The organism is Paenarthrobacter sp. NPDC090520 (genome assembly GCF_044769205.1).
GTDB lineage: Bacteria > Actinomycetota > Actinomycetes > Actinomycetales > Micrococcaceae > Arthrobacter.
In genome coordinates, this window is record NZ_JBIVXM010000007.1 from 116819 (window position 1) to 138663 (window position 21845).

General features: G+C 62.4%; 20 protein-coding genes and 2 tRNA genes. 9 read left to right on the top strand and 13 right to left on the bottom strand.

Translation table 11 applies throughout. From position 1 onward, the window contains the following. The first annotated feature begins 19 nt into the window (after positions 1–19). From ACIQTZ_RS10925 to ACIQTZ_RS10950, 6 genes are all read left to right on the top strand, one after another. A complete protein-coding gene (locus ACIQTZ_RS10925; protein ID WP_402980332.1) occupies positions 20–529 on the top strand; it encodes a methylated-DNA--[protein]-cysteine S-methyltransferase in 510 nt (169 codons plus the stop codon). Beyond that, positions 529–1077, top strand: a complete 549-nt coding sequence (locus tag ACIQTZ_RS10930; RefSeq protein WP_402980334.1) for an RNA polymerase sigma factor — start codon at positions 529–531, stop codon at positions 1075–1077. The genes ACIQTZ_RS10925 and ACIQTZ_RS10930 overlap by 1 nt, the downstream gene beginning before the upstream one ends. Next, positions 1074–1700 carry a methylated-DNA--[protein]-cysteine S-methyltransferase gene (locus tag ACIQTZ_RS10935; protein WP_402980336.1) on the top strand — a complete coding sequence of 209 codons (627 nt, stop codon included), beginning with the start codon at positions 1074–1076 and terminating at the stop codon, positions 1698–1700. The genes ACIQTZ_RS10930 and ACIQTZ_RS10935 overlap by 4 nt, the downstream gene beginning before the upstream one ends. Further along, positions 1697–2413 (top strand): alpha-ketoglutarate-dependent dioxygenase AlkB family protein, encoded by a 717-nt coding sequence (locus ACIQTZ_RS10940; RefSeq protein WP_402980338.1) that lies wholly within the window; start codon positions 1697–1699, stop codon positions 2411–2413. Before ACIQTZ_RS10935 ends, ACIQTZ_RS10940 begins: the two co-directional genes overlap by 4 nt. 84 nt (positions 2414–2497) lie before the next feature. Next, a complete protein-coding gene (locus ACIQTZ_RS10945; RefSeq protein ID WP_402980341.1) occupies positions 2498–3100 on the top strand; it encodes a DNA-3-methyladenine glycosylase I in 603 nt (200 codons plus the stop codon). A gap of 711 nt (positions 3101–3811) precedes the next feature. Next, positions 3812–4438 carry a GyrI-like domain-containing protein gene (locus ACIQTZ_RS10950; RefSeq protein ID WP_402980344.1) on the top strand — a complete coding sequence of 209 codons (627 nt, stop codon included), beginning with the start codon at positions 3812–3814 and terminating at the stop codon, positions 4436–4438. A gap of 81 nt (positions 4439–4519) precedes the next feature. Here ACIQTZ_RS10950 and ACIQTZ_RS10955 read toward each other — a convergent pair whose 3' ends face one another. After that, positions 4520–5374 (bottom strand): rhomboid family intramembrane serine protease, encoded by an 855-nt coding sequence (locus ACIQTZ_RS10955; RefSeq protein ID WP_402980347.1) that lies wholly within the window; start codon positions 5372–5374, stop codon positions 4520–4522. Between the two features lie 9 nt (positions 5375–5383). After that, positions 5384–5926 carry a peptidylprolyl isomerase gene (locus tag ACIQTZ_RS10960; RefSeq protein ID WP_397324233.1) on the bottom strand — a complete coding sequence of 181 codons (543 nt, stop codon included), beginning with the start codon at positions 5924–5926 and terminating at the stop codon, positions 5384–5386. A gap of 153 nt (positions 5927–6079) precedes the next feature. On the opposite strand from ACIQTZ_RS10960, the gene ACIQTZ_RS10965 reads away from it, so the two are divergent. Together ACIQTZ_RS10965 and ACIQTZ_RS10970 are read left to right on the top strand one after the other, a co-directional pair. Next, positions 6080–6979 (top strand): hypothetical protein, encoded by a 900-nt coding sequence (locus ACIQTZ_RS10965; RefSeq protein WP_400334906.1) that lies wholly within the window; start codon positions 6080–6082, stop codon positions 6977–6979. 124 nt (positions 6980–7103) lie between these two features. Then, the gene (locus tag ACIQTZ_RS10970; protein ID WP_402980350.1) at positions 7104–7982 is read left to right on the top strand and encodes a glycosyltransferase; all 879 of its coding nucleotides are present in this window, start codon (positions 7104–7106) and stop codon (positions 7980–7982) included. 32 nt (positions 7983–8014) lie between these two features. On the opposite strand, the gene ACIQTZ_RS10975 is transcribed toward ACIQTZ_RS10970, so the two are convergent. Continuing rightward, positions 8015–8923 carry a DMT family transporter gene (locus ACIQTZ_RS10975; RefSeq protein WP_402980352.1) on the bottom strand — a complete coding sequence of 303 codons (909 nt, stop codon included), beginning with the start codon at positions 8921–8923 and terminating at the stop codon, positions 8015–8017. 103 nt (positions 8924–9026) lie between these two features. Here ACIQTZ_RS10975 and ACIQTZ_RS10980 point away from each other — a divergent pair, with 103 nt between their 5' ends. Further along, complete coding sequence (locus ACIQTZ_RS10980) at positions 9027–11024, top strand: beta-N-acetylglucosaminidase domain-containing protein (protein WP_402980354.1); 1998 nt, start codon at positions 9027–9029, stop codon at positions 11022–11024. Positions 11025–11166: 142 nt separating this feature from the next. On the opposite strand, the gene ACIQTZ_RS10985 is transcribed toward ACIQTZ_RS10980, so the two are convergent. From ACIQTZ_RS10985 to dnaN, 10 genes are all read right to left on the bottom strand, one after another. Next, positions 11167–11242, bottom strand: a tRNA-Ala gene (locus ACIQTZ_RS10985). Positions 11243–11312: 70 nt separating this feature from the next. After that, on the bottom strand, positions 11313–11432 hold the full coding sequence (locus tag ACIQTZ_RS10990) for a DLW-39 family protein (RefSeq protein WP_400334914.1): 120 nt from the start codon (positions 11430–11432) through the stop codon (positions 11313–11315). A 44-nt stretch (positions 11433–11476) separates the two neighbouring features. Then, positions 11477–11550, bottom strand: a tRNA-Ile gene (locus ACIQTZ_RS10995). A gap of 113 nt (positions 11551–11663) precedes the next feature. Next, positions 11664–12347: a DUF3566 domain-containing protein gene (locus ACIQTZ_RS11000; RefSeq protein WP_402948662.1), complete on the bottom strand. Its 684-nt coding sequence runs from the start codon at positions 12345–12347 to the stop codon at positions 11664–11666. After that, positions 12344–15016: a DNA gyrase subunit A gene (gene gyrA, locus ACIQTZ_RS11005; RefSeq protein WP_400334918.1), complete on the bottom strand. Its 2673-nt coding sequence runs from the start codon at positions 15014–15016 to the stop codon at positions 12344–12346. Before gyrA ends, ACIQTZ_RS11000 begins: the two co-directional genes overlap by 4 nt. 62 nt (positions 15017–15078) lie before the next feature. After that, positions 15079–17154, bottom strand: coding sequence for a DNA topoisomerase (ATP-hydrolyzing) subunit B (gene gyrB / locus ACIQTZ_RS11010; RefSeq protein ID WP_400334920.1), 2076 nt, complete (start codon positions 17152–17154; stop codon positions 15079–15081). Between the two features lie 335 nt (positions 17155–17489). Then, on the bottom strand, positions 17490–18044 hold the full coding sequence (locus ACIQTZ_RS11015; protein ID WP_397324225.1) for a DUF721 domain-containing protein: 555 nt from the start codon (positions 18042–18044) through the stop codon (positions 17490–17492). Next, positions 18031–19224 (bottom strand): DNA replication/repair protein RecF, encoded by a 1194-nt coding sequence (gene recF, locus ACIQTZ_RS11020; RefSeq protein ID WP_402980357.1) that lies wholly within the window; start codon positions 19222–19224, stop codon positions 18031–18033. The genes ACIQTZ_RS11015 and recF overlap by 14 nt, the downstream gene beginning before the upstream one ends. Before the next feature lie 24 nt (positions 19225–19248). After that, positions 19249–20133 (bottom strand): phosphogluconate dehydrogenase (NAD(+)-dependent, decarboxylating), encoded by an 885-nt coding sequence (gene gnd, locus ACIQTZ_RS11025; protein WP_402948656.1) that lies wholly within the window; start codon positions 20131–20133, stop codon positions 19249–19251. Positions 20134–20224: 91 nt separating this feature from the next. Beyond that, positions 20225–21349 carry a DNA polymerase III subunit beta gene (gene dnaN / locus ACIQTZ_RS11030; RefSeq protein WP_402980359.1) on the bottom strand — a complete coding sequence of 375 codons (1125 nt, stop codon included), beginning with the start codon at positions 21347–21349 and terminating at the stop codon, positions 20225–20227. Between the last annotated feature and the right edge of the window lie 496 nt (positions 21350–21845).

Below are 21845 nucleotides of genomic sequence, written 5' to 3' on the forward strand. Positions count from 1 at the left end.
CAGTGAACGTCTACAGGGTATGAACAGCAGGCACACCACCATGGATTCCCCGTTGGGGCAGTTGACGCTGACTGCCCGCGGGGAATTTTTGACGGGCATCTTTTATGAGGGCCACTGGCATTTGCCGCCCACCGAGTACTTCGGAGACGCGGTGGATCCGGAGGATACCGTGTTCTCGCAGGCCGAGTCAGAGCTCCGTGAGTTCCTGGACGGCACCCGGACCCACTTCGGCGTAGCTTTCAAGACCAGTGGAAATCCCTTCCAGGAGCGGGTCTGGGAGCGGCTGCAAAGTATTCCGTTCGGGGAAACAGTCACGTACGGCGAGTTGGCCGCCGAGTTGGGCGATCCCCATCTGGCCCAGGCTGTCGGATCTGCCGTGGGCCGCAACCCGATCAGCATCATCATTCCCTGCCACCGCGTGGTTGGTCACAAGGGCCAGCTCACGGGCTACGCCGGAGGGTTGGCCAACAAGCGATTCCTGCTGGAACTGGAGGAACCCCCGTCCATCAGAGAGAGCAAACTCTTCTGATGGGTCCCACTCCGGCTGTACCCATCAAGAGACCCTTCGAGGCGGTGGTCCAGGACCACGGCGCCACGGTCCTTCGGGTGTGCCGCGCGGTGCTTGGAATCCACGAGGCCGACGATGCTTGGTCCGAAACCTTCCTCGCAGCCCTTAAGGCGTACGGCGACCTTCCGGCGGACGCCAACGTCGAAGCCTGGCTCGTGACCATCGCACACCGGAAATGCCTTGACCTGCTGCGCGCGGCGGGCCGGCGCGCAGTCCCTGTGGACGCACTCCCGGAGGCGCCGTCCCGGATCGGTATCCCTGGTGATGGGCACGCGAATGTCCTCAAGGCCGTGGGCCAGCTGCCACCAAAGCAGCGCCAGGCCGTGGCCTACCACTACCTGGCAGGGCTTCCCTACAAAGACATTGCAGAGCTGCACGGCGGCACTCCCGAGGCCGCGCGTCGGGCTGCAGCGGACGGCGTCAGGGCACTCCGGACGGCCCTCGCCGGCCAATCCATGAACCCCCACCCCACCCTGGTATCGGCAACACCGAAAGGAGCCTCCCGATGACCCCCGAATCCTCCGCGGACCACGGCGACGTCGCCACCCTCCTGAAGCCCTTGGATTCCGGACTTGAAACGGCGCTGGCCAGTCTTCATGCCCGCCTGATCCGTGACGCCCTGGAGGACAATTCGCTGGAAATCGCCTACACGGTAGTCGACTCTCCGGTTGGCAAACTCCTGCTTGCCGCCACCGCGCAGGGGATGCTGCGTGTGGCCTTTGAATTGGAAGACCACCAAGCAGTCCTCCAACTCCTCTCGGACAACGTGAGCCCCGCCATCCTGAAGGCTCCGTCCCGCTTGGACGAGGCCGCCAGGCAGCTGGACGAATACTTTGGCGGCACACGTCACAGCTTTGACCTTCCCCTCGATTTCCGGCTGGCACGCGGGTTCAGGCTGGATGTCCTCCACCACCTTCCCCGGATCGCCTACGGCAGCACAGAGAGTTACGCCCAGGTGGCCCAGGCCGCGGGCAGTCCCAAGGCCGTCAGGGCAGTCGGCACCGCTTGTGCCACCAACCCCTTGCCGGTGATCGTTCCCTGCCACAGGGTAGTCCGCTCTGATGGCTCGTACGGCGGGTACCTTGGCGGCACCGACGCCAAACGCACCCTGTTGGCCCTGGAGGCGGCATGAGCGATGACGCGCTGTTTCCGGTGGAGCTTGTCCAGCCGGACACGCACGACGCCGGTCCCCGCCTGATTGCCCCGGGTGCAGTCCACGTGCCGGGTTGGCTCACCCTGGAGCAGCAGCGATGGATCGTGGACCGCTTCGGAGAATGGACCCGTGGCCCGGTTCCACTGCGTGCTGCCACGCTGCCCGGCGGCCACCAAATGTCCGTCCGGACCGTATGCCTCGGCTGGCACTGGCAGCCGTACCGCTACACACGGGAGGCTACGGATGTGAACGGCCGTCCCGTTCTGGACTTCCCGGACTGGATGGTGCGCCTCGGCAGGAAGGCTGTCGCGGCCGCCTACGCCCCGGAACTGGCCAAGGACTCATCATTGGCTGACCTGGCCGCGTACTACACCCCGGACGCAGCCTTGGTGAACTTCTACAACAATGCTGCAGCCATGGGCATGCACCAGGACAAGGATGAGCAATCGAACGCGCCCGTGGTTTCGCTGAGCATTGGCGATTCCTGCCTCTTCCGCTTCGGAAACACAGAGACCCGCACCAAGCCGTACACGGACGTCCACTTGCGCTCCGGAGACCTCTTCGTCTTCGGCGGTGCTTCGCGGTTCGCCTACCACGGCATCCCCAAGGTGCATCCCGGAACGGCACCCTCGGACTGCGGGCTGTCCGAGGGGCGGATCAACATCACCATGCGTGTCACAGGATTGTCGTAGCCAGCAGGCAGAATATCCACAGAACACCCAGCCGTGGCAGGCCGCACCCTGGCTGCTTCGGAGGATGCCACAGAGGAGCACCGCATGACCCCGGGAGAAAACGGCACCATTATTGGCCAAGACGGCCTTGCACGGCCCGTGTGGGCCGCATCAGACCCATTGATGCAGTCCTACTACGACCATGAATGGGGCATGCCGGTCCGGGACGAGCAGGGGATGTACGAGCGCATTAGCCTCGAGGGCTTCCAAGCGGGCCTGTCCTGGGCCACCATTCTCCGAAAACGCGAGGCCTTCCGGAAAGCCTTCATGGACTTCCACCCGGAGAGTGTTGCGGCTTTCACTGAGGAAGACGTCGAAAGACTGATGCTGGACGCCGGGATCGTCCGCAACAGGCTCAAGATCCGCGCCGCCATCACCAACGCCAAAGCCACCATTGCCTTGCGTCGGGAGGGTGGCCTGGTGGACTTCGTGTGGTCCTTCAAGCCCGAATCCACACCTGCGCCCAGAACCTTGGCAGACATAGCCACCACGTCGCCGGAGTCCACCGCCCTTTCCAAGGCCCTCCGCAAGAAGGGTTTCGCCTTCGTCGGTCCCACCACCATGTACGCGCTCATGGAAGCCATCGGGATCATCGACACCCATTTAGTGGACAGCCACCGGCGCGGGTCCTCAGGCGTCTGGGGTTAACCGCCGGGGTTAACCGCCGGGGTTGGCCACCGGTCTGTCCACAGAAGTGGGTAAAGTTATCCACAATCGGGGATAACTCGTGTGGACATCCACGCATTTCTTGCCCTCTTCGCCGCCATTGCGGCAATGACGGGCCTCCAACGGTTCTGAACAGGGTTATACCCACTGTGCATCACCCTGTGGATAGTGTTCGCTTCTTCATGGAAAGTTCACCTCCGGAGCATTGCGTCCTTCACTCTGCGCCGGGCTGCCCGGGTTCCCCTAAGAGGCCCTGGCAGAAGTTGTCCTGGGGGCGACTATCCACTTAACAACAAGCGACTACACACAAGTTATCCACAGATGGGGAAAAGGTGTGGGTTGATGCCAAGAAACCCGCGAATTGGCGGGCTCTCCGGGGCTCATCCACTCCTGAACTACACAGCTGTAAGTTATTAACAGTGTTGATAACCCTGTTGATACACCCTTATTAACAGGTGAATTAACAGGGTTTTCCACAGCTCGAGCCCCAAGCGGCCGTTTGTCCACATAATCACCGTCTACGGGGACAAAGTTATCCACAGATGTGGATGAAAACATGCCAAACGGGGGATATCTACCCGCTGTTCCCCGGATGCAGGCCTCGTCAAGGCTAACTACACAGATGTAAGTTACACACAGTGTGGATAACATCTGTGGATAAGCAACATGCGAAGCTGTGAACGGGGGAGAGGCATGGGCGGCGAGAGCAAGATTGACTTCAAACGGGAAATCCACAGCTACAAGGCCCGTGCAGGGCAGCTGGAACTGGTGACTGTTCCTCCGCTGCAGTTCCTCATGGTGGATGGGCACGGTGATCCCAATACGGCCCAGTCCTACACGGACGCGCTATCCACCCTTTATCCCGTGGCCTACACCCTGAAGTTCTTCAGCAAGAAGGAGCTGGGCCGCGACTATGCAGTCATGCCTCTGGAGGGCCTGTGGTGGTCCGAGGACATGGCCAGCTTCACCAGCTCGCGGGATAAGTCCAGATGGGACTGGATCATGATGATCATGGCTCCGGACTGGATCACTCCGGAGCACGTGGACGCAGCACGGGAAACTGTGGCGGGCAAGGGCGGTGCCCCCGCACTGGACTCACTCCGCCTGGAAAGCCTCGATGAGGGCTTGGCTGTGCAGACCCTGCACGTGGGCCCATACGACGCTGAGGGGCCGGTACTGGAGGAAATGCACCACGGCTACATCCCGGAGAACTCGTTGCGGATGACCGGCAAACACCACGAGATCTATCTCAGTGATGCCCGAAGAACTGCTCCGGAGAAACTCAAGACCATCCTCCGGCAACCCGTAGCCCGCGACTGACCCTCCCAACTAAGTCGCAGTTGTGCGCGTTTTGGACGTTCAAAACGCGCTCTACTGCGACTTACTTGGGTGGAACGGCAGCTAGCCGGCAGAAACGCGGAACCAGGTAACGATCGCCAGAAGCGCGGCAACCAGGACCAGCCCACCCGCCTGAAGGAGTGCCTGGTTCTTACCGCGGGGAGCGTAGGCGATGGCCGCTGCTGCCAGGCCGCCAGTAATCAGGCCACCCAGGTGGGCTTGCCAGGCGATGCCCGGGATGAAGAAACCGATGGCACCGTTGATGGCTATCAGGACCCACAGCTGGCGGGTTTCGCCGCCCCGATGGCGCTGGACCACCAGCATGGCCCCGAAGAGACCGAAGATCGCACCGGAGGCGCCCACAACACCGATGGCAGGTTCATCGGGCGTCAGGAGCAGGAACCCCACAGAACCACCCACGGCGGACAACACGTACACTGCCAAATACCGGACACGCCCGAGCAAGGGCTCAAGGGCTTGGCCGAAAATCCACAGGGTGTACATGTTCAAAACGATGTGGAGCAGGAAGCTCTGCGAGTGAAGGAACGCCGCCGTCAACATCCGCCACGGCTCCTGCTCCGCCAAGACGTTGGCGAACGCAAACTCTCTGTAGACGGCGTTTCCGGGGACAATCCACTGCAAAATGAAAACCAGGACGCACAACCCAATGATCGTGTACGTCACCAAAGGCCGGCCCACGTCCAAGGCCCCGCCATACGCAGAGCGGTACGCCGGCGTCGTGCGTTTTTGCTCGTTGACGCAGTCAACGCATTGGAACCCGACGGCGGCCGCCCGCTGGCACTCCGGGCACGCAGGGCGCCCGCAGCGCTGGCACCTGACGTAGGAGGGCCTGTCCGGGTGCCGGGGGCACACCGGAATATCAGCGGACGGCTCGGCCGACGGGACTCCGTAGCTCATGGGTTCTGGCTAGAGCTGTTCGATGTCGATGCTGTTGATGACAACGTCTTCAACAGGACGGTCGCCCATTCCGGTGCGGACGCCCTCGATTGCGTCAACAACCTTGCGGGATTCCTCGTCCGTGACCTCGCCGAAGATGCTGTGCTTGCCGAACAGCCAGTCGGTGTTGACCGTGGTGATGAAGAACTGGGAACCGTTGGTGCCCTTGCCCATCTGGATGCCGGCGTTGGCCATGGCCAGCTTGTACGGAGCGTTGAAGGTCAGCTCGGGGTGGATTTCGTCATCGAAGTTGTAACCGGGTCCGCCGACGCCGCGGCCCAGGGGATCGCCGCCCTGGATCATGAAGTCCTTGATGATCCGGTGGAAGATGGTGCCGTTGTAGAGCGGGGTGCCGGTCTTGTCTTCGCCGGTCTCCGGGTGGGTCCAGGACTTTTCGCCAGTGGCCAGGCCAACAAAGTTGGCGACCGTCTTGGGGGCGTGGTTACCGAAGAGGTCAACCTTGATGTCGCCCAGGCTCGTGTGGATTGTTGCTTTTGCGGTTGCAATGGTCATGCGCCCATTGTTTCATGCAGGGTCAACGCCGTGGCGGCCCTAAAGCCGGTTCCGCGCTCGGTGAAATCCGGCAGGAATCTTACGGATGAATGGCCCGTCTTCCTTGGGACACGTAGGCTAGCAACAAACCAGCATGTGTATCGGGAGGTAGTTGTGAAGAAATCAGACCGTATTGCCCGCGACATTGAGCACTCTGTTGCATCCGGTGTTGACAACGCCCGCGACTGGGCGGCACCACGTGTTGAAGCAGCCGTCAACTGGGCTGTTCCGCGTATCCAGCACGGTATTGACAGCGCATCTCCCAAGATCCAGGAAGGCCTGAAGTCGGCCGCCCATAACCTTGCGGACGGCGTCGAGAAGGTCACCCCGAAGATCCAGGACGGCCTTGCCCAGTTGGCGCCGAAGATCCACGACGCCGTCGAGGACGCAGCACCCAAGATCCAGGAAACCCTCAACAAGGCCACACCGGCTTTGGGCGTTGCCCGGGACAAAGTGGTTGATGAGTACCTGCCTAAGCTCTCCGAGCAGTTGGGCCACGCCTCGGTAGCCGTGCACCACGCCCTGGAGAACGCTCCGGCACAGGTGGACGCCGTGGCACAGAAGCTGGTGGACTCGGGCGTCGTCCACAGTGTCCAGGAACAGGCACAGGCCACCGGCAAGCACATCAAGGCTGTTGCCGATGAGACCACCAAGGCTGTGTCCAAGCAGCTGGGCAAGCAGCAGAAGCCCAAGAAGCGCGGCTGGCTGGTAGTCACCGTGATCGCGGCCGCCGTTGCAGCCGGTGTAGCTGCCTGGAAGGCTGCCAAGCCGGTTGAGGACCCGTGGAAGACACCATCACCGGTGACTCCCACCCCCGCGCCCGTTCCGGCTGACGCTGCGGCCTCGGCCACGGCCAGTGCCAAGGAAGCAACCGCCGCAGTGGAAGAAACCGCCAAGGACGTCGCAGAAAAGGCCGAGGACACCACCGCCAAGGTTGCCACCGACGCCAAGACGGCCGTCAAGAACATCGCTGCCAGCATCCACAAGGATGAGGAAAAGGGCTCCGGAGCCTAGGCGCCACGGCTCACACAGCTGAAGAACACTGAAGGGATCCCGTCACCGGGGTCCCTTCAGTGTTAGTCAGCTTGTAACCCGGGCGTCCGCCGGTGGCGGAGGCCCGGGTGTTAGATTTGAAGGGATGTCAGCTGATAGACCCGTGGTGGGTGAACTCAAGGACGTCCCGGAGCCTCCGGGCGTTTCAATTGTCATCCCGGCGTATAACGAGGAAAGCGTCATTCGCCAGTGCCTCATCGCTGCCATCTACCAGTCTGTTCCCGCCGAGGAAATCATCGTGGTGGACAACCTGTCCACGGACCGCACCGCCAGGATCGTGCGGCAGATGCAGCAGGAATACCCCGAGAGCCCCATCATCCTGCTTCGACAGGCTGACAGCCAGGGCCTCATCCCTACGCGCAACTACGGCCTCAACCATGCCACCGGCCAGATCGTGGGCCGGATCGACGCCGACTCGGTGCTTGAGCCTGACTGGGTGGAGCAGGTCCAGAAGGCCTTCGCCGATCCCACCGTCCAGGCAGCCACGGGCCCGGTGGTCTACTACGACATGCCCATGCGCCGCTTCGGGCTGAAGGCCGACGACAAAATGCGCCAGCTGATGCTCCGGCTGGCCAAGCACCAGTACCACTTCCTTTTCGGCTCCAACATGGCACTCCGGCGCTCGGCGTGGGAAACCATCCGCGACGAAGCATGCCTCGATGAAAAGGATGAGATGCACGAGGACATTGATTTGTCCCTGCACCTGGCAGAACACGATCTCCATATCCAGTATTGGCCGCAGATGGTCTCCGGAATGTCCGCGCGGAGGCTTGAGGATTCCCCGCGGGATTACCGGTACTACGTCACTCGGTTCGACCGGACGTACAAGGCCCACAACGTCAAGAAGATGGCCTTGAAGGCGCCCATGGTGGTGTTCTTCTCGGTGTACTTCCCCGCGAAACTGCTGCGCGCCATCCACGCGGCCAACGCTGCCCAGGGCGGCGTCCGGCGCGGGGGCATGTAACCCCAACGGGTAAACGCACGACGGCGGCTGCTTCAGTCCGCGCCCAGCTCGGCTTCGCGCCTGTCTTCTTCCACCCTGCCGCGCCGCTGCCCGATCACCACCACGGCCAGGCCAACCAGGATCAATGCCAGCCCGGCGTAGGTGCCACCGGGAAGAGTCTCGTTCAGGAAAACGGCGGCGAGGATGGCCGCCCCGGGGATCTCCAGCAGGATAATCATGGACACCACCAGCGGACTCATGGTGGCCAGCAGATGGTTGAACGCCGTGTGCCCCACCAATTGCGCACACACGGTGATGGCGATAATCCCAAGCCAGCCTCCGGCGTCGAACCCTGAGAGCGGCTGGCCGGCCACCAAGGCCATGACGGCAACCAGCGCGGCACACATTCCGTAGCAAAGGGCCGTATAGGTTCCGGTGCCCATCGTCTGGCGGGCCTTGCCTCCAGCGAGGGTGTAGAGGCCGGCCAAGGCGCCACCGGCCAGAGCCAGGACATCGCCCAGGAGCGCTTCGGGGGAGGACCCCATGTCGAAACCCGTAATGGCAACCACACCACCGAACGCGATCCCCAAGCCAACCAGCACCGGCCAGCGGTGTCTGGTTCCCCGAAACAACTGGAAGACGGCAATCCACGCTGATTGCAGACAAACCAGCGCCGTGGCCGCGGCAACCGACGTCAGCTGGAGGGCTGTGATGAAGCAGGCGAAATGGAAGGCCAGGGCAACAGCCGCAAACGCCGACCACCCGAATTCGCGCCGGGTGACCCGGCCGAACTGCCTTGGAGTGCGGATAGCTACGGGGGCGGCCATCACCACGGCGCCAATCGCGTTCCGCCAAAAGGCAATCGCCAGGGCTGTCACCGAGGTGGCACCCAGTGTGCCGGCGATCAGTGGTCCGGAGGAGGCGACGCCCAAAACACCCAGGGCGGAAATGAGGAGGTTCACGCATCAACCTTAGTGGGGCAGGAAAACCGGAACCGCACTATCTGCGGCGTGATCAGTGTGATTGTCTTGACACATCGTTTCAGAAACCCAGGGAGATACCTGATTGAACGCAGCATCCGCCCATCCCGGAGCCAAGCGGAGGCGCCGGGCCTTAATGCTGTCCGCTGCTGCGATCCTGGTAGCCGCACTCGTCGCGGGCTGGTTTATTGCGTCCAAGGACCGTCAGACCACCCCTGGCGGCCACCCAGCAAGCCTTCCGGGCATCTATCCGGTGCCACAAAGCGCAAGCGCCTCGTCCGGTCCTTCGGTGCCGCTGAACGGTCGGGTGTACATCGTGGCGCCACCGGGGACGGACCAGCCGTCCCTTGCAGCGGTCCAGGACCTGGTGAAGGCCAGCGGCGGCACCGGTGAGGTGGTAGCCACAGTGGACGATCCGGCCGATGGTTCCTCCGCTGTCTACCTTGGAACCTCGGAGGGATCTTCCGCAGGAACGGTGCTCAAGGAGCTCGGGCGGGACAACGCGGACTCCAACCAGGAAGCCCTCAAGCGTGCCGAAGGCTATGCGATGGCCACGGGAACCTCCGGAGGGATCCCGACGGCGGTCCTCGCCGGCAGCGACGCGGACGGCCTCTTCCACGCCGTCCAGACCCTTCGCCAGGTACTGAAGGACGGTTCAGTACCTCCAATCCGCGTCAGTGACTGGCCGTTGATGGAGACCCGCGGTGTCATCGAAGGCTTCTACGGCACGCCCTGGTCCCATCAGGCCCGTCTGGACATCATCGAGTTCGCTGCCCGCCAGAAGATGAACACCTACATATATTCCCCCAAGGACGATCCCCTCCTGCGGGACAAGTGGCGGACGCTCTACTCGGACCAGGAGCTCACGGAACTGCAGGAGCTCATCGATACCGCCACGGCCAACCACATCCGCTTCACGTACGCGTTGTCGCCAGGGATCGATGTTTGCTATTCGCGGGACGCGGACCTGGAAGACGCCATCACCAAGCTCGAGTCGCTTTACTCCTTGGGTGTGCGGTCCTTCGTCATTCCCTTGGACGACATCGCCACGAAGGTCCAGTGCTCCGAGGACGTCAAGGAATTCGGCTCCGGCCAAGCCAACCTCGCGAAAGCCCAGGCGTCCTTCCTGAACGAACTGAACCAGCGTTTCACGACCGGCAAACAGGCCCTCCAACCATTGGAAACAGTGCCCACGTTCTACTCCGGTTCCGGTGGCACGCCCTACAAGAAGGAACTCGGCCGGGCCCTGGATCCCGGAATCGTGGTGCAGTGGACCGGAGAGGACGTGGTGTCCCACCGCATCACCCGCGACTCTGCCGAAACCGCCCGGCGCAGCTACGGAACGCAAGGAGCGCCGCGGGACCTTGTCATCTGGGACAACTACCCGGTGAACGACTTCTCGCAGGACCACCTCTTCCTGGCGCCACTCATAGGGCGGGACGCGGACCTCTACAAATCCCTCCGCGGTGTTGTCACCAACCCCATGATCCAGCCCTACCTGTCCTTGCCCGCGATCTTCAATTACGCCGACTACTCCTGGAACGGCCCGGCCTACAATCCGCAAAAATCCATGGACGCCGCGCTGGCACAGGTTTCCGGTCCGGATCCGGACGTGCAGGCCGCCGTGAAGGCGTTCGTGGACCTGAACCAGGACTGGCAGGACGACGAACTCACACCGTCGGCCCCGGCGCTGCGGCGCGATATCGACCAGTTCTGGAGCGATTACGACGCCGGCAGGTCACCTTCCGGAGGATTGCAGGCCCGTGCTGGGCTGCTTGAACGCTTGCCCGAGCTCCTGCCGAAGATGGCAGTGCCTGGCTTCGCAGACGATGCAATGCATTGGGCTGCCGCCGCAGGCGAGTACGGCCGAGGCGTCACGGCGGCCCTGTCCATGCTTGATGCTGCCAAAAAGGGCGATTCGGCGGCGGTTGCCGATGGCCGGAAGAACGTCCAGGCAGCGCTGGCCTCCGCCGGCGCGAAAACCCAACCCACACTCGATCTGGGAGTTGTTACCCCCGTGCTGGGCGACAGCGAACTGAAGACCTTCCTGGAAAGGGCTCTCAAGACAGTCCCACCCAACTGAGTCGCATTTGTGCGCGTTTTGAGGGTTCTAAACGCGCACTACTGCGACCCAGTTGGGGGCCGTGGGTTGGGAGGTCCCTTCTCGGAAGGGGCCGGCGCTTAAACAAAAAAGTCCCGGTCATTCCTGACCGGGACTTTCCTTATGGTGGAGGCAAGGGGACTCGAACCCCTAACCCCCTGCTTGCAAAGCAGGTGCGCTACCAATTGCGCCATGCCCCCATAAGAAGCAACCCGTCAATCATACCCCACGTCCTGACTGGTTTTTGCCAGTTCAAGACCGGGATCCGGGCTAGTCCACCTTGTCGGTTGACTTGCTCCAGATATCTTTCCGGGCTTCGGATTCCTGGGCCTTTTTGTAGACCAGGACACCTGCGACCGCCGCTGCAACTACAACCAGCAACTTCTTCACAAGTACCTCGTTCCGGTTCAGTTTCCTGAACCTGTTAGGTTCCGTGGGCGTACCAGGACTTGAACCTGGGACCTCTTCGTTATCAGCGAAGCGCTCTAACCGCCTGAGCTATACGCCCCGATGCCTCATCGGGCCGAGATATGACTGTACAGCACATCCCGGCCCGATCTCAAATCGAGGCATTTTCGGCTCGGATTTCCGCGTGAATCAGCGTGAATCCGGGGATTTTGGCTAGTCGTCGGTGAGGGTGACGCCGATGCCGCCGACCAACGTTGCGGAAATGTTATACAGCACCGCAGAGAGCATCGAGAGGGCAGTCAGCAGGACCACGTTCACCACGGCGATGATGGTGGCAAAGGAGGCCACCTGGCCGAGGGATGCGATCTTCTTCAGCTCGAAGCCACTGCCTTCAGAACCGGCAAGGGTGCCCAAAAGGCTATCCACCTGGTTGAAGATGCCGGTGAGGTCCAGCACAGTCCACAGCACGATCGCCGCGACCACCGTGACGATACCCAGGGCCACGGACAGCAGGAAGGCCATCTTCAGGACAGACCAGGGGTCCACCTTGCTGACCAGGAGCCGGGCACGGCGAACCTTGGCCTTGGGAGCAGGCTTGACCAGGCCCGGACCGCCTTGTGCAGGACGCTGTCCGGGAGCGCCGGCAGGGCGCTGGCCGGCGGAAGCGGGACGCTGGCCGGGTTGGGCCGGGCGCTGGCCAGCCGCACCGGCGGGGCGCTGGCCGGGAGCCCCGGCCGGACGCTGCGGAGAGCCACTCGGGGTCGCCGGGCGGGCTGCGCCGGCGCCAGGGCGCTGCTGCGGCGGTGCGGGCGTCCCTGACTGGGTGTTGCCTGCTGGCTGCCGGAGTCCGCCGGGGACACCTGTGCTCGGCTTGGGATATGAGTCGGAATTACTCACTCGTTACCTCCGGTGTTGTCTTCATTCAGCTCCGCGCCCGCTTCGGTATCCGGGTCTGCGTCGTTTTGCGTTTCTGACGTGACGATCGCCTCAGCAGCGCCGTCTTCTGCAGCCAACGTTACGTCATCGTCCTGCCCGTCTTCGGATTCTTCGCCTTCCAAACCGCGTTCGCTGTTGCGGGCAACCTCGATGATGCGGTCGTTCTTGTCCGGCTTGGCGAAGATGACGCCCATGGTGTCACGCCCCTTGGCAGGGACGCCACTGACGGCCGAGCGGACAACCTTGCCGCCCTCCATGACCACCAGGACTTCATCCTCTTCCTGCACGATCAGGGCTCCCACAAGGTCGCCCCGGTCCTCAGCCAGTTTGGCAACCTTGATACCCAAACCACCACGGCCTTGCAGGCGGTATTCGTCCACGGCGGTGCGCTTGGCGTAGCCGCCCTCTGTGACCACGAAGACGAAGGATCCGTCCTGGACAACGTCCGCGGCCAACAATTCGTCATCTTCACGGAACTTCATACCCGTCACGCCGGACGTCGCACGTCCCATGGGACGCAGGGCATCATCCGTGGCCGTGAATCGGATGGACTGGCCCTTGCGGGAAACCAACAGGAGGTCGTCGGTTTCGCTGACCAGCTGGGCGGAGACCAGTTCGTCTTCATCCCGCAGGTTGATTGCGATAACGCCGGCGGACCGGTTGGTGTCGTAGTCCTCAAGCCGGGTCTTCTTGACCAAGCCGTTCTTCGTGGCCAGCACCAGGTACGGAGCCTGCTGGTAGTCGCGGAGATCCAGAACCTGGGCAATGTGTTCGTCCGGCTGGAACGCGAGCAGGTTGGCTACGTGCTGGCCCTTGGCGTCACGCCCGGCTTCAGCAAGTTCGTAGGCCTTGGCACGGTATACGCGACCCAGGTTGGTGAAGAACAGCAGCCAGTGGTGCGTCGTTGTCACGAAGAAGTGCTCAACAACATCGTCACCGCGCAGCTGCGCACCCTTGATGCCCTTGCCGCCGCGCTGTTGCGAACGGTAATTGTCGCTGCGGGTCCGCTTGACGTAGCCACCACGCGTGATGGTCACGACCATTTCCTCTTCGGGGATCAGGTCCTCCACGGACATATCGCCGTCGAAGCCCATGAGGATCTGCGTCCGGCGGTCGTCTCCGTGCTTGGCAACGATCTCGGCGAGCTCTTCACTGATGATCTGGCGCTGGCGTTCTTCCGAGGCCAGGATCGCGTTGTACTCCTCGATCATGGCTTCGAGTTCTGCGTGGCGGTCCTGGATCTTCTGGCGTTCCAGCGCTGCAAGTCGGCGAAGCTGCATGTCCAGGATGGCGCGCGCCTGGAGTTCGTCGATCTCCAGGAGTTCCATCAGGCCCTCGCGTGCCGCCTCCGTGGTGTTGGAGGCACGGATCAGGGCAATGACCTCGTCCAGCATGTCCAGCGCCTTGAGCAGCGCGCGCAGGATGTGGGCTTCTTCCTCAGCCTTGCGCAGGCGATACCGGGTGCGGCGTGCAATGACATCCATCTGGTGCGCAACCCAGTGCCGGATGAAGGCATCCAGGCTCAGGGTACGAGGGACGCCATCCACGATCGCCAACATGTTTGCAGAGAAGTTGTCCTGCAGCTGCGTGTGCTTGTACAGGTTGTTCAGCACAACCTTGGCCACGGCGTCGCGCTTGAGCACGATCACCAGGCGCTGGCCGGTACGGCCGGACGTCTCATCGCGAAGGTCGGCGATGCCCTGGATCTTGCCGTCCTTGACCAGTTCGGCAATCTTGATGGCCAGGTTGTCCGGGTTGGCCTGGTAGGGAAGCTCTGTGACCACCAGGCAGGTACGGCCCTGGAGCTCCTCCACGTTCACCACAGCCCGCATGGTGATGGAGCCGCGGCCGGTCCGGTACGCCTCCTCGATGCCCTTGTGGCCCAGGATCGTTGCGCCCGTGGGGAAATCCGGTCCCTTGATGCGCACCAAGAGCGCCTCAAGCAGTTCTTCACGCGTTGCACCGGGGTTGTCCAGCGCCCACTGCACACCGTCAGCCACCTCGCGGAGGTTATGCGGCGGAATGTTGGTTGCCATGCCCACGGCGATGCCGGAGGAGCCATTGACCAGGAGGTTCGGGAACCTCGCCGGCAGGATGGTGGGTTCCTGGTTCTTGCCGTCGTAGTTGTCCTGGAAGTCGACGGTTTCCTCGTCGATGTCCCGCACCATCTCCATGGCCAGCTGGGCCATCTTGGTTTCGGTGTAACGCGGAGCTGCGGCGCCGTCGTTGCCCGGGGAACCAAAGTTGCCCTGGCCCAGGGCCAGCGGATACCGCATGGTCCAGTCCTGGATCAGGCGGACCAAGGCATCGTAAATGGCCATGTCGCCGTGCGGGTGGTACGTACCCATCACGTCACCCACAACGCGGGCGCACTTGTTGAACGCACGGTCGGGGCGGTAGCCGCCGTCGAACATGGCGTAGAGTACGCGGCGGTGGACGGGCTTCAGTCCGTCACGGACGTCGGGCAGCGCGCGGCCGACGATGACGGCCATGGCGTAGTCCAGGTAGGAGCGCTGCATTTCTGTCTGCAGGTCTACTTGTTCCACACGGTCCGTCAGCACATCGCCCTCGAGGATCACATCCTCGGACTCGGGGTTTTCCGCCGGGACTTCAGGAGTTTCGTCGCTCATAGTCTAAGTTTTCCGTTTCAGGTATATGTCAGTTCTGGAATATTAAGGAACCCTGTGGGGCCCTAAATATCAAGGAACCTGACGTCCTTGGCGTTCTGCTGGATGAAGTTTCGGCGCGATTCCACGTCTTCGCCCATCAGCACGGAGAAGGTCTGGTCTGCCGCCAAGGCGTCATCCATGGTGACCTGAAGGAGCGTCCGACGTTCGGGATCCATGGTGGTGTCCCACAGTTCCGTGTAGTCCATCTCGCCAAGGCCCTTATAACGCTGGATGCCGTTGTCTTTAGGGAGTCGCTTGTTCAGTGCCGCACCCTTGCGGATGGTTTCATCCCGTTCGCGGTCGCTGAACACGTAGTCGTGTGCTGCGTTGGACCACTTGATCCGGTACAGCGGGGGCTGGGCCAGATAGACATAGCCGTTCTCGATCAGCGGGCGCATGTAGCGGAACAGCAACGTCATCAAGAGCGTGGTGATGTGCTGGCCGTCGACGTCGGCATCGGCCATGAGCACAATCTTGTGGTAACGCAGCTTGGAGATATCAAAGTCCTCGCCGATACCGGTACCGAAGGCCGTGATCATGGACTGGACCTCGGCATTGCCAAGGGCCTTGTCCAGGCGGGCGCGCTCCACGTTGAGGATCTTGCCTCGAAGCGGGAGGATGGCCTGGGTTTCCGGGTTGCGGCCGCGCTTGGCGGATCCACCTGCGGAGTCACCCTCCACAAGGTAGACCTCGCAACGCGACGGGTCCTTGGAGGAGCAGTCGGACAACTTGCCGGGCATGCCGAAGGATTCCAGCGGGCTCTTGCGGCGTGCATTGTCGCGGGCCTTGCGGGCAGCCATGCGGGCCTGGGCTGCCTGGATGGCTTTGCGGATCACATCGCGGGCAGGGCCGGGGTTGCGCTCCAGCCAATCGCCCAACTGGTCCGTGACCACGCGCTGGACGAAGCCCTTGACCTCGGAGTTGCCGAGCTTGGTCTTGGTCTGGCCCTCGAACTGGGGCTCGGACAGCTTCACCGAGATGACCGCGGTCAAACCTTCGCGGATATCGTCACCCGTGAGGTTGTCTTCCTTCTCCTTGATGATGCTCTTCTCCCGCGCATAGCGGTTGATCAGGGACGTCATCGCAGCACGGAAGCCTTCTTCGTGCGTTCCACCCTCGTGGGTGTTGATGGTGTTCGCATAAGTGTGGACGCTTTCCGAGTATGCGGTGGTCCACTGCATGGCTACTTCCACGGAGATGTGGCGCTCGGTGTCCTCGGTTTCGAAGGCGATGACATCCTCGTGGACGATTTCCACCTTCTTGTTGGAGTTCAGGTGCTTGACGTAGTCCAGCAAACCGTCCGGGTATTCGTAGATGACCGTCCGGTGCTCGGCAGCGACTTCGCCTTCGGTGGCCACGGCGTCGAGATCCAGATCGTCTTCGCCTGACTTTGCGGGCGGCCGCTCATCCGTCAGCGTGATCTTCAAGCCCTTGTTGAGGAACGCCATCTGCTGGAAACGGGCACGCAGGGTCTCGAAGTCGAACTCGGTGGTTTCGAAGATGGTGCCGTCAGGGTAGAACGTCTGCGACGTACCGGTCTCTTCAGTGGCTTCACCCTGGACCAGTTCGCCCTGGGGCTTGCCGCCGTCGGCGAAGGACATACGCCAGACGTGGCCTTGGCGGCGCACTTCCGTCTCCACGCGCCGGGACAGAGCGTTGACCACGGAAATACCCACGCCGTGAAGGCCGCCGGAAACGGCATATCCGCCGCCACCGAACTTGCCGCCGGCGTGCAGGATGGTCATGACCACCTCAACCGTGGGCTTGCCTTCCGTGGGGTGGATGTCCACGGGGATGCCACGGCCATCGTCCACAACGTTGACGCCGCCATCGGCTTGGAGGGTAACTTCAATGTGGCTGCAGAAGCCGGCCAGGGCCTCATCGACAGAGTTGTCCACAACTTCATAGACCAGGTGGTGCAAACCCCTTGGTCCGGTGGAGCCGATGTACATGCCGGGGCGCTTGCGGACGGCTTCGAGCCCTTCCAGCACGGTGATGTCGCTGGCGCCATATTCCCTGGGTGCTTCCGCCGCGGCCGGCGTGGAAGCTGCCTCCCCCGCGGGCTCTACTGCCAAGGTCTCTGCATTGTCGTTAGCCACAGGCGCTTTCGACTCCTCTGTGATAGATGACGGCCGCGCCGCGTCGGGTCCGGCATGCGCGGAACCTTCAAAGGCACGTGACTGATTGCGCCGATTACTCCAACGAAGGGGGTCCTGGATCCACCACAGTGGATCCCGAACCCCTGACGGTGTTTCACCGGCGCTCAGTATCTAGGCCAATTCTATCGTGGAAAAGCCCGAATCCCTGCAAATACGAGGGCAGCCGAGAGCTGAATATGCCGATGGGAGGCCACTGGCCCCCTCTGGAACGGCCCTGTGGAGGTCCCGATGGGGGCCTATACGGTCCGGGGGCGTTGAATCGCCCTGCACGCCGTTCAGCCGTAGGTGTCCCGGGGTCCCCGACCGTTCACGCTGCGACCACCTTTTCGCCAGTTCGGCGCCGACGGACCGAGGACCTGGATGCTCGTGACAACACCGTCGCCCAGCTCTTTCCGGAACATTTCCAGCAAGCTGGTGCTCAGCAAACGGAGTTGGGTGGCCCATGCGGTCGAATCGCAACGAACCTGGAGGGTGGTGTCGGTAAAGCTCTCCGGTGTGCAGTGGGCCGCGATGTCCGGTCCTACCAGGGCATCCCATTCGGCCATGACGGATCCCACGGCAACCGGCGAGGTCCAGCCGCGTTCGGCAACCAGTCGGCCCACCACTTTTCCAAGGCCCAACGGATCACGGCCGCTTCCATGGAACTGCGAAAATCCCTTGGTGTCGCGCAGGCCGGTCCGTTTGGGAGTGGATCCGGGACGGGGAGCGCGTTGGCGCACTTCACCGCGGGCGGCCGCGGCTTCGCGCATGCGGTTCAAGGCGGCCTGGGCTGCGTCGATTTCGTCAGGATCCCGGCCGGGTTGACGTCCGTCGGCGCTATCCCTCGCCATCGATGCCTCCCGGAACAACGGTTATGCGCCGTCCGGCCAGCTCCTCCGGGATGTCGGCGTCGACGGCGGCGGTCACCAGCACCTGTTCGGCACCGGCCACGATTGCTGCCAGTTTACGCCGCCGCTGGACGTCGAGTTCGGCGAAGACATCGTCCAGGATGAGGATCGGTGCCGTGCCACCTGTTCGGGCGTCGTCGAGCATCACGTAATAGGAGGCCAACCGCAGGGAGAGGCACATGGACCACGTTTCGCCGTGCGAGGCGTAGCCCTTGGCAGGTGCCTGGCCCAGGACCAGTTCGAGTTCATCCCGGTGCGGACCCACCAAGGAAATCCCACGTTCCAGTTCCTTCTTCCTGCTTGCTGCGAACGCCTGGATGTACCGCTCGGTGAGCTCGTCCACGGATAGCAGCCGGAGGTCATCGGCCGACGCCGGAGGTTCCGTTGACGGGGCGCCTGCACCGCCGTCGTCGTCAAGGATGCCCTGGATGGTAGAGCGGTAGACCGCGCCGGCGTCCTTGGAACCGTCAGTCAACTGTGCGTAGGCGCTGTTCAGGTGAGGACGCAGGCGCTCCACCAGTTCCAGCCGTGCGTGCAGGAGGTGGGCTCCGGCGCGGGCCATGTGCTGGTCCCAGACATCCAGGGTTGCCTCGTGCCCTGCGGTGAACTTTCCGGTCCGCGCGGATTTCAAGAGCGCGTTCCGCTGCTTCAGGACACGGTCATAGTCGCTGCGGGTCGCCGCATGCCGGGGAACCAGGCTCACCAGGAGTTCGTCCAGGAAACGGCGGCGGTTGGATGGATCCCCCTTGACCAGGGCGAGGTCCTCCGGAGCGAACAACACGGTGTGGCAAATGCCCAGGATATCCCTGGCCCGCACCGGATTTCCGCGGTTGATGCGTCCACGGTTGGCACGGCCGGCGTTGATCTCCAGCTCGATGATGCTGGACTGTTCGCCACGCACCAGCCGTGCCCGGATCAAGGCACGTTCGGTTCCGAACCGAAGCAGCGGCCCATCTGAGCTGACGCGGTGTGAGCTCAGCGTTGCCAGATACCCGATGGCTTCCATGAGGTTCGTCTTGCCGATCCCGTTGGAACCCACCAGGACAGTAACGCCCGGGCCAAGCTTCAGGTCAACCTGGGCATAGCTCCGGAAGTCGGTCAGCGAGAGATGTTCGAGGTACACGCCGTTTGCTGGACTCCTGCGGCCTTAGTTGGCCGGGCGGGTAGCGTGTCCGCCGAACTGGTGGCGCAACGCGGAAACCATTTTCATGGCAGGCGAAGTGTCCTCGCGGGAAGCGAAGCGGGCGAACAATGCGGCCGTGATGGCGGGAGCCGGGACGGCATTGGCGATTGCTTCCTCAACCGTCCAGCGGCCCTCACCGGAATCTTCCACATAGTCGTCGATCGAGGCGAGGCCGGGATCTTCGTCGAGGGCCTTGACCATGAGGTCCAGGAGCCAGGAACGGACTACGGTTCCCTTCTGCCACGCCCGGAACGTCCCGGGCAAGTCCTTCACGATGTCCTTGGCAGCCAGCAGTTCGTAGCCTTCGGCGTACGCCTGCATCAGGCCATATTCGATTCCGTTGTGGACCATCTTGGCGTAGTGGCCGGCGCCGACTCCGCCGACGTGGACGAAGCTGTCCGCGCGGTCGCCTTCCGGACGGAGGGCATCGAATACCGGCATGGCCAGCTCAATGTCTTCCTCGGAGCCGCCGGCCATGAGTCCGTAACCGTTCTGCAGGCCCCACACACCGCCGGAAACGCCGCAGTCTGCGAAGCGGATGCCCTTCTCGGCCAAGGCTGCGGCGTGTTTCTGGTCTTCGGTGAAGCGCGAGTTGCCGCCGTCGATCACCATGTCACCGGGGCTGAGCTTCCCGCCGAGTTCCGTGACGACGGCATCGGTGATGGCACCGGAAGGAACCATGACCCAGACGAGCCTTGGTGTGGGCAGGGCGGCGACAAGGTCATCGACCGTTGCAACGTCGGTGACGTCCGGATTGCGGTCGAAACCAGTTACCTCAATGCCACCGTTCCGCATGCGCTCACGCATATTGAAACCCATTTTTCCAAGACCGATCAGTCCAATGTGCACAGTGTGACTCTTTTCTGCGGAGGGTGGCGGGAAAGTTGCAAGCCGCGTCATTCGTTGGCGATCCGGGTAGTGGATCATCAACGATTGGCGGTTAGTTCGGCAGGCGGACCGGCATTACCAGATAGCGGTAGTCGTCCTGGTCTTCGCCGTCAGCTTCGGCCTGGGCCGTGATCATGGCCGGCTTGGGAGCTGACGTGAATGAGAACCGGACAAACTTGGTCTCAATGACGCTCAAACCCTCCACCAGGTAATGCGGGTTGAAGGCAACGGTGATGTCATCGCCGGAAAGCTGGGCTTCGAGTTCTTCCGAAGCCTGGGCATCTTCACCGGTGCCTGCGTCGAGGTTGAGCAGCCCCTGGCTGAAGGCGAGGCGAACAGGAGTGTTGCGTTCGGCCACGAGTGACACGCGGCGAACGGCTTCAACCAGTTCCTGGGTCTGGACGGTTGCGTGGATGGGCGTGGAGTCCGGGAAAAGTGACCGGATCTTCGGGTAGTCGCCATCCACCACCAACGAAGTGGTGGTGCGCCCGCCGCTTTCGAAGCCGATGAGGCGGCTGTCGTCATCGGCAAGGGCGACATTGATGTCACCACTTCCGCCAAGGGTCTTTGCAACCTCGTTGAGGGTCTTGGACTTGACCAGCGCACTGGTGGAAATGCCTGGAGTGACTGGCTTCCACGGAACTTCGCGCATCGCCAGGCGATACCTGTCCGTTGCGAGGAGGGTGATCATGTCATCCTCGATCTCCATGCGGACACCGGTAAGGATGGGGAGGGTGTCGTCCTTGCTGGCAGCAATGATCACCTGGGAAACAGCTTGGGCGAACGAATCGCCGGGAAGCGTGCCACTGATTGCCGGCAAGGCGGGCAAGGCGGGGTACTCGGATTCGGGCATGGTCGCCAGATGGAAGCTGCTTCGACGGCACGTGAGGGTGACTTTGCTGCCATCGGTTTCAACTTCCACGGGAGCGGAAGGCAAGCTTCGGCAAATATCTGCCAGAAGTCGTCCGGAGACAAGGATGGTGCCCTCGGTGGTGATGTCGGCGGGGATTTCCAGACGTGCCGACGTCTCGTAGTCGAAGCTCGAAAGGCTTACGGTTCCAGCCTCGGCTTTGAGGAGGAGGCCGGAAAGCACAGGTACGGGCGGCCGCGGAGACAACGACCGCGCGGTCCACGTAACGGCTTCTGCCAGGACGTCGCGGTCGACTCTGAACTTCACGGAGGGGTGCCGCCTTTCATTGCTGCTGCCAAGTAGTAGCTGCGGATTCCTGCCTGGAACCCACCAAAAATCCGCGTTCCGGCACCGGGAGCTGCATGGTCCGCGCTTAACGAACTACAAAACATACCCAGGGATGGGAGCGCTGCTGACAGCTTAGCCGGAACATCTGGGATTAACCCATCCCCGTTTGCCCGGACTCGTCCTATGTGGACAGCCTCGGCTGTCCGTTGGTCCTGTCCCAGGGGCAGACGGTGTGCGGGAGAGGGAGATTGTTATTTGAGGGATTTCGATTTTTGGGATTCGTAGTGTTAATAACTGCTGTGGAAACTGTGGATAAGTGCTTCCTGCCGCGCAGTTCCGCGGTTGAGCCCTGTTCACGGAGTGTGCGTTAACTGGGTTTTAAACAGGGTGTGGATGGGGACAACTCCAAAGCCACTTTTTAACGATCCACAGACGGCTTAAGGGTTTTAAGCCCATTAACCGCGCTTGTCCCCTT

Bases quoted from the DNA above. Each gene is read 5' to 3' on its own strand.
- ACIQTZ_RS10925 (WP_402980332.1), top strand. From the start codon at position 20: ATGAACAGCAGGCACACCACCATGGATTCCCCGTTGGGGCAGTTGACG.
- ACIQTZ_RS10930 (WP_402980334.1), top strand. From the start codon at position 529: ATGGGTCCCACTCCGGCTGTACCCATCAAGAGACCCTTCGAGGCGGTG.
- ACIQTZ_RS10935 (WP_402980336.1), top strand. From the start codon at position 1,074: ATGACCCCCGAATCCTCCGCGGACCACGGCGACGTCGCCACCCTCCTG.
- ACIQTZ_RS10940 (WP_402980338.1), top strand. From the start codon at position 1,697: ATGAGCGATGACGCGCTGTTTCCGGTGGAGCTTGTCCAGCCGGACACG.
- ACIQTZ_RS10945 (WP_402980341.1), top strand. From the start codon at position 2,498: ATGACCCCGGGAGAAAACGGCACCATTATTGGCCAAGACGGCCTTGCA.
- ACIQTZ_RS10950 (WP_402980344.1), top strand. From the start codon at position 3,812: ATGGGCGGCGAGAGCAAGATTGACTTCAAACGGGAAATCCACAGCTAC.
- ACIQTZ_RS10955 (WP_402980347.1), bottom strand. From the start codon at position 5,374: ATGAGCTACGGAGTCCCGTCGGCCGAGCCGTCCGCTGATATTCCGGTG.
- ACIQTZ_RS10960 (WP_397324233.1), bottom strand. From the start codon at position 5,926: ATGACCATTGCAACCGCAAAAGCAACAATCCACACGAGCCTGGGCGAC.
- ACIQTZ_RS10970 (WP_402980350.1), top strand. From the start codon at position 7,104: ATGTCAGCTGATAGACCCGTGGTGGGTGAACTCAAGGACGTCCCGGAG.
- gyrA (WP_400334918.1), bottom strand. From the start codon at position 15,016: ATGAGCGACGAAACTCCTGAAGTCCCGGCGGAAAACCCCGAGTCCGAG.
- ACIQTZ_RS11015 (WP_397324225.1), bottom strand. From the start codon at position 18,044: ATGGCGAGGGATAGCGCCGACGGACGTCAACCCGGCCGGGATCCTGAC.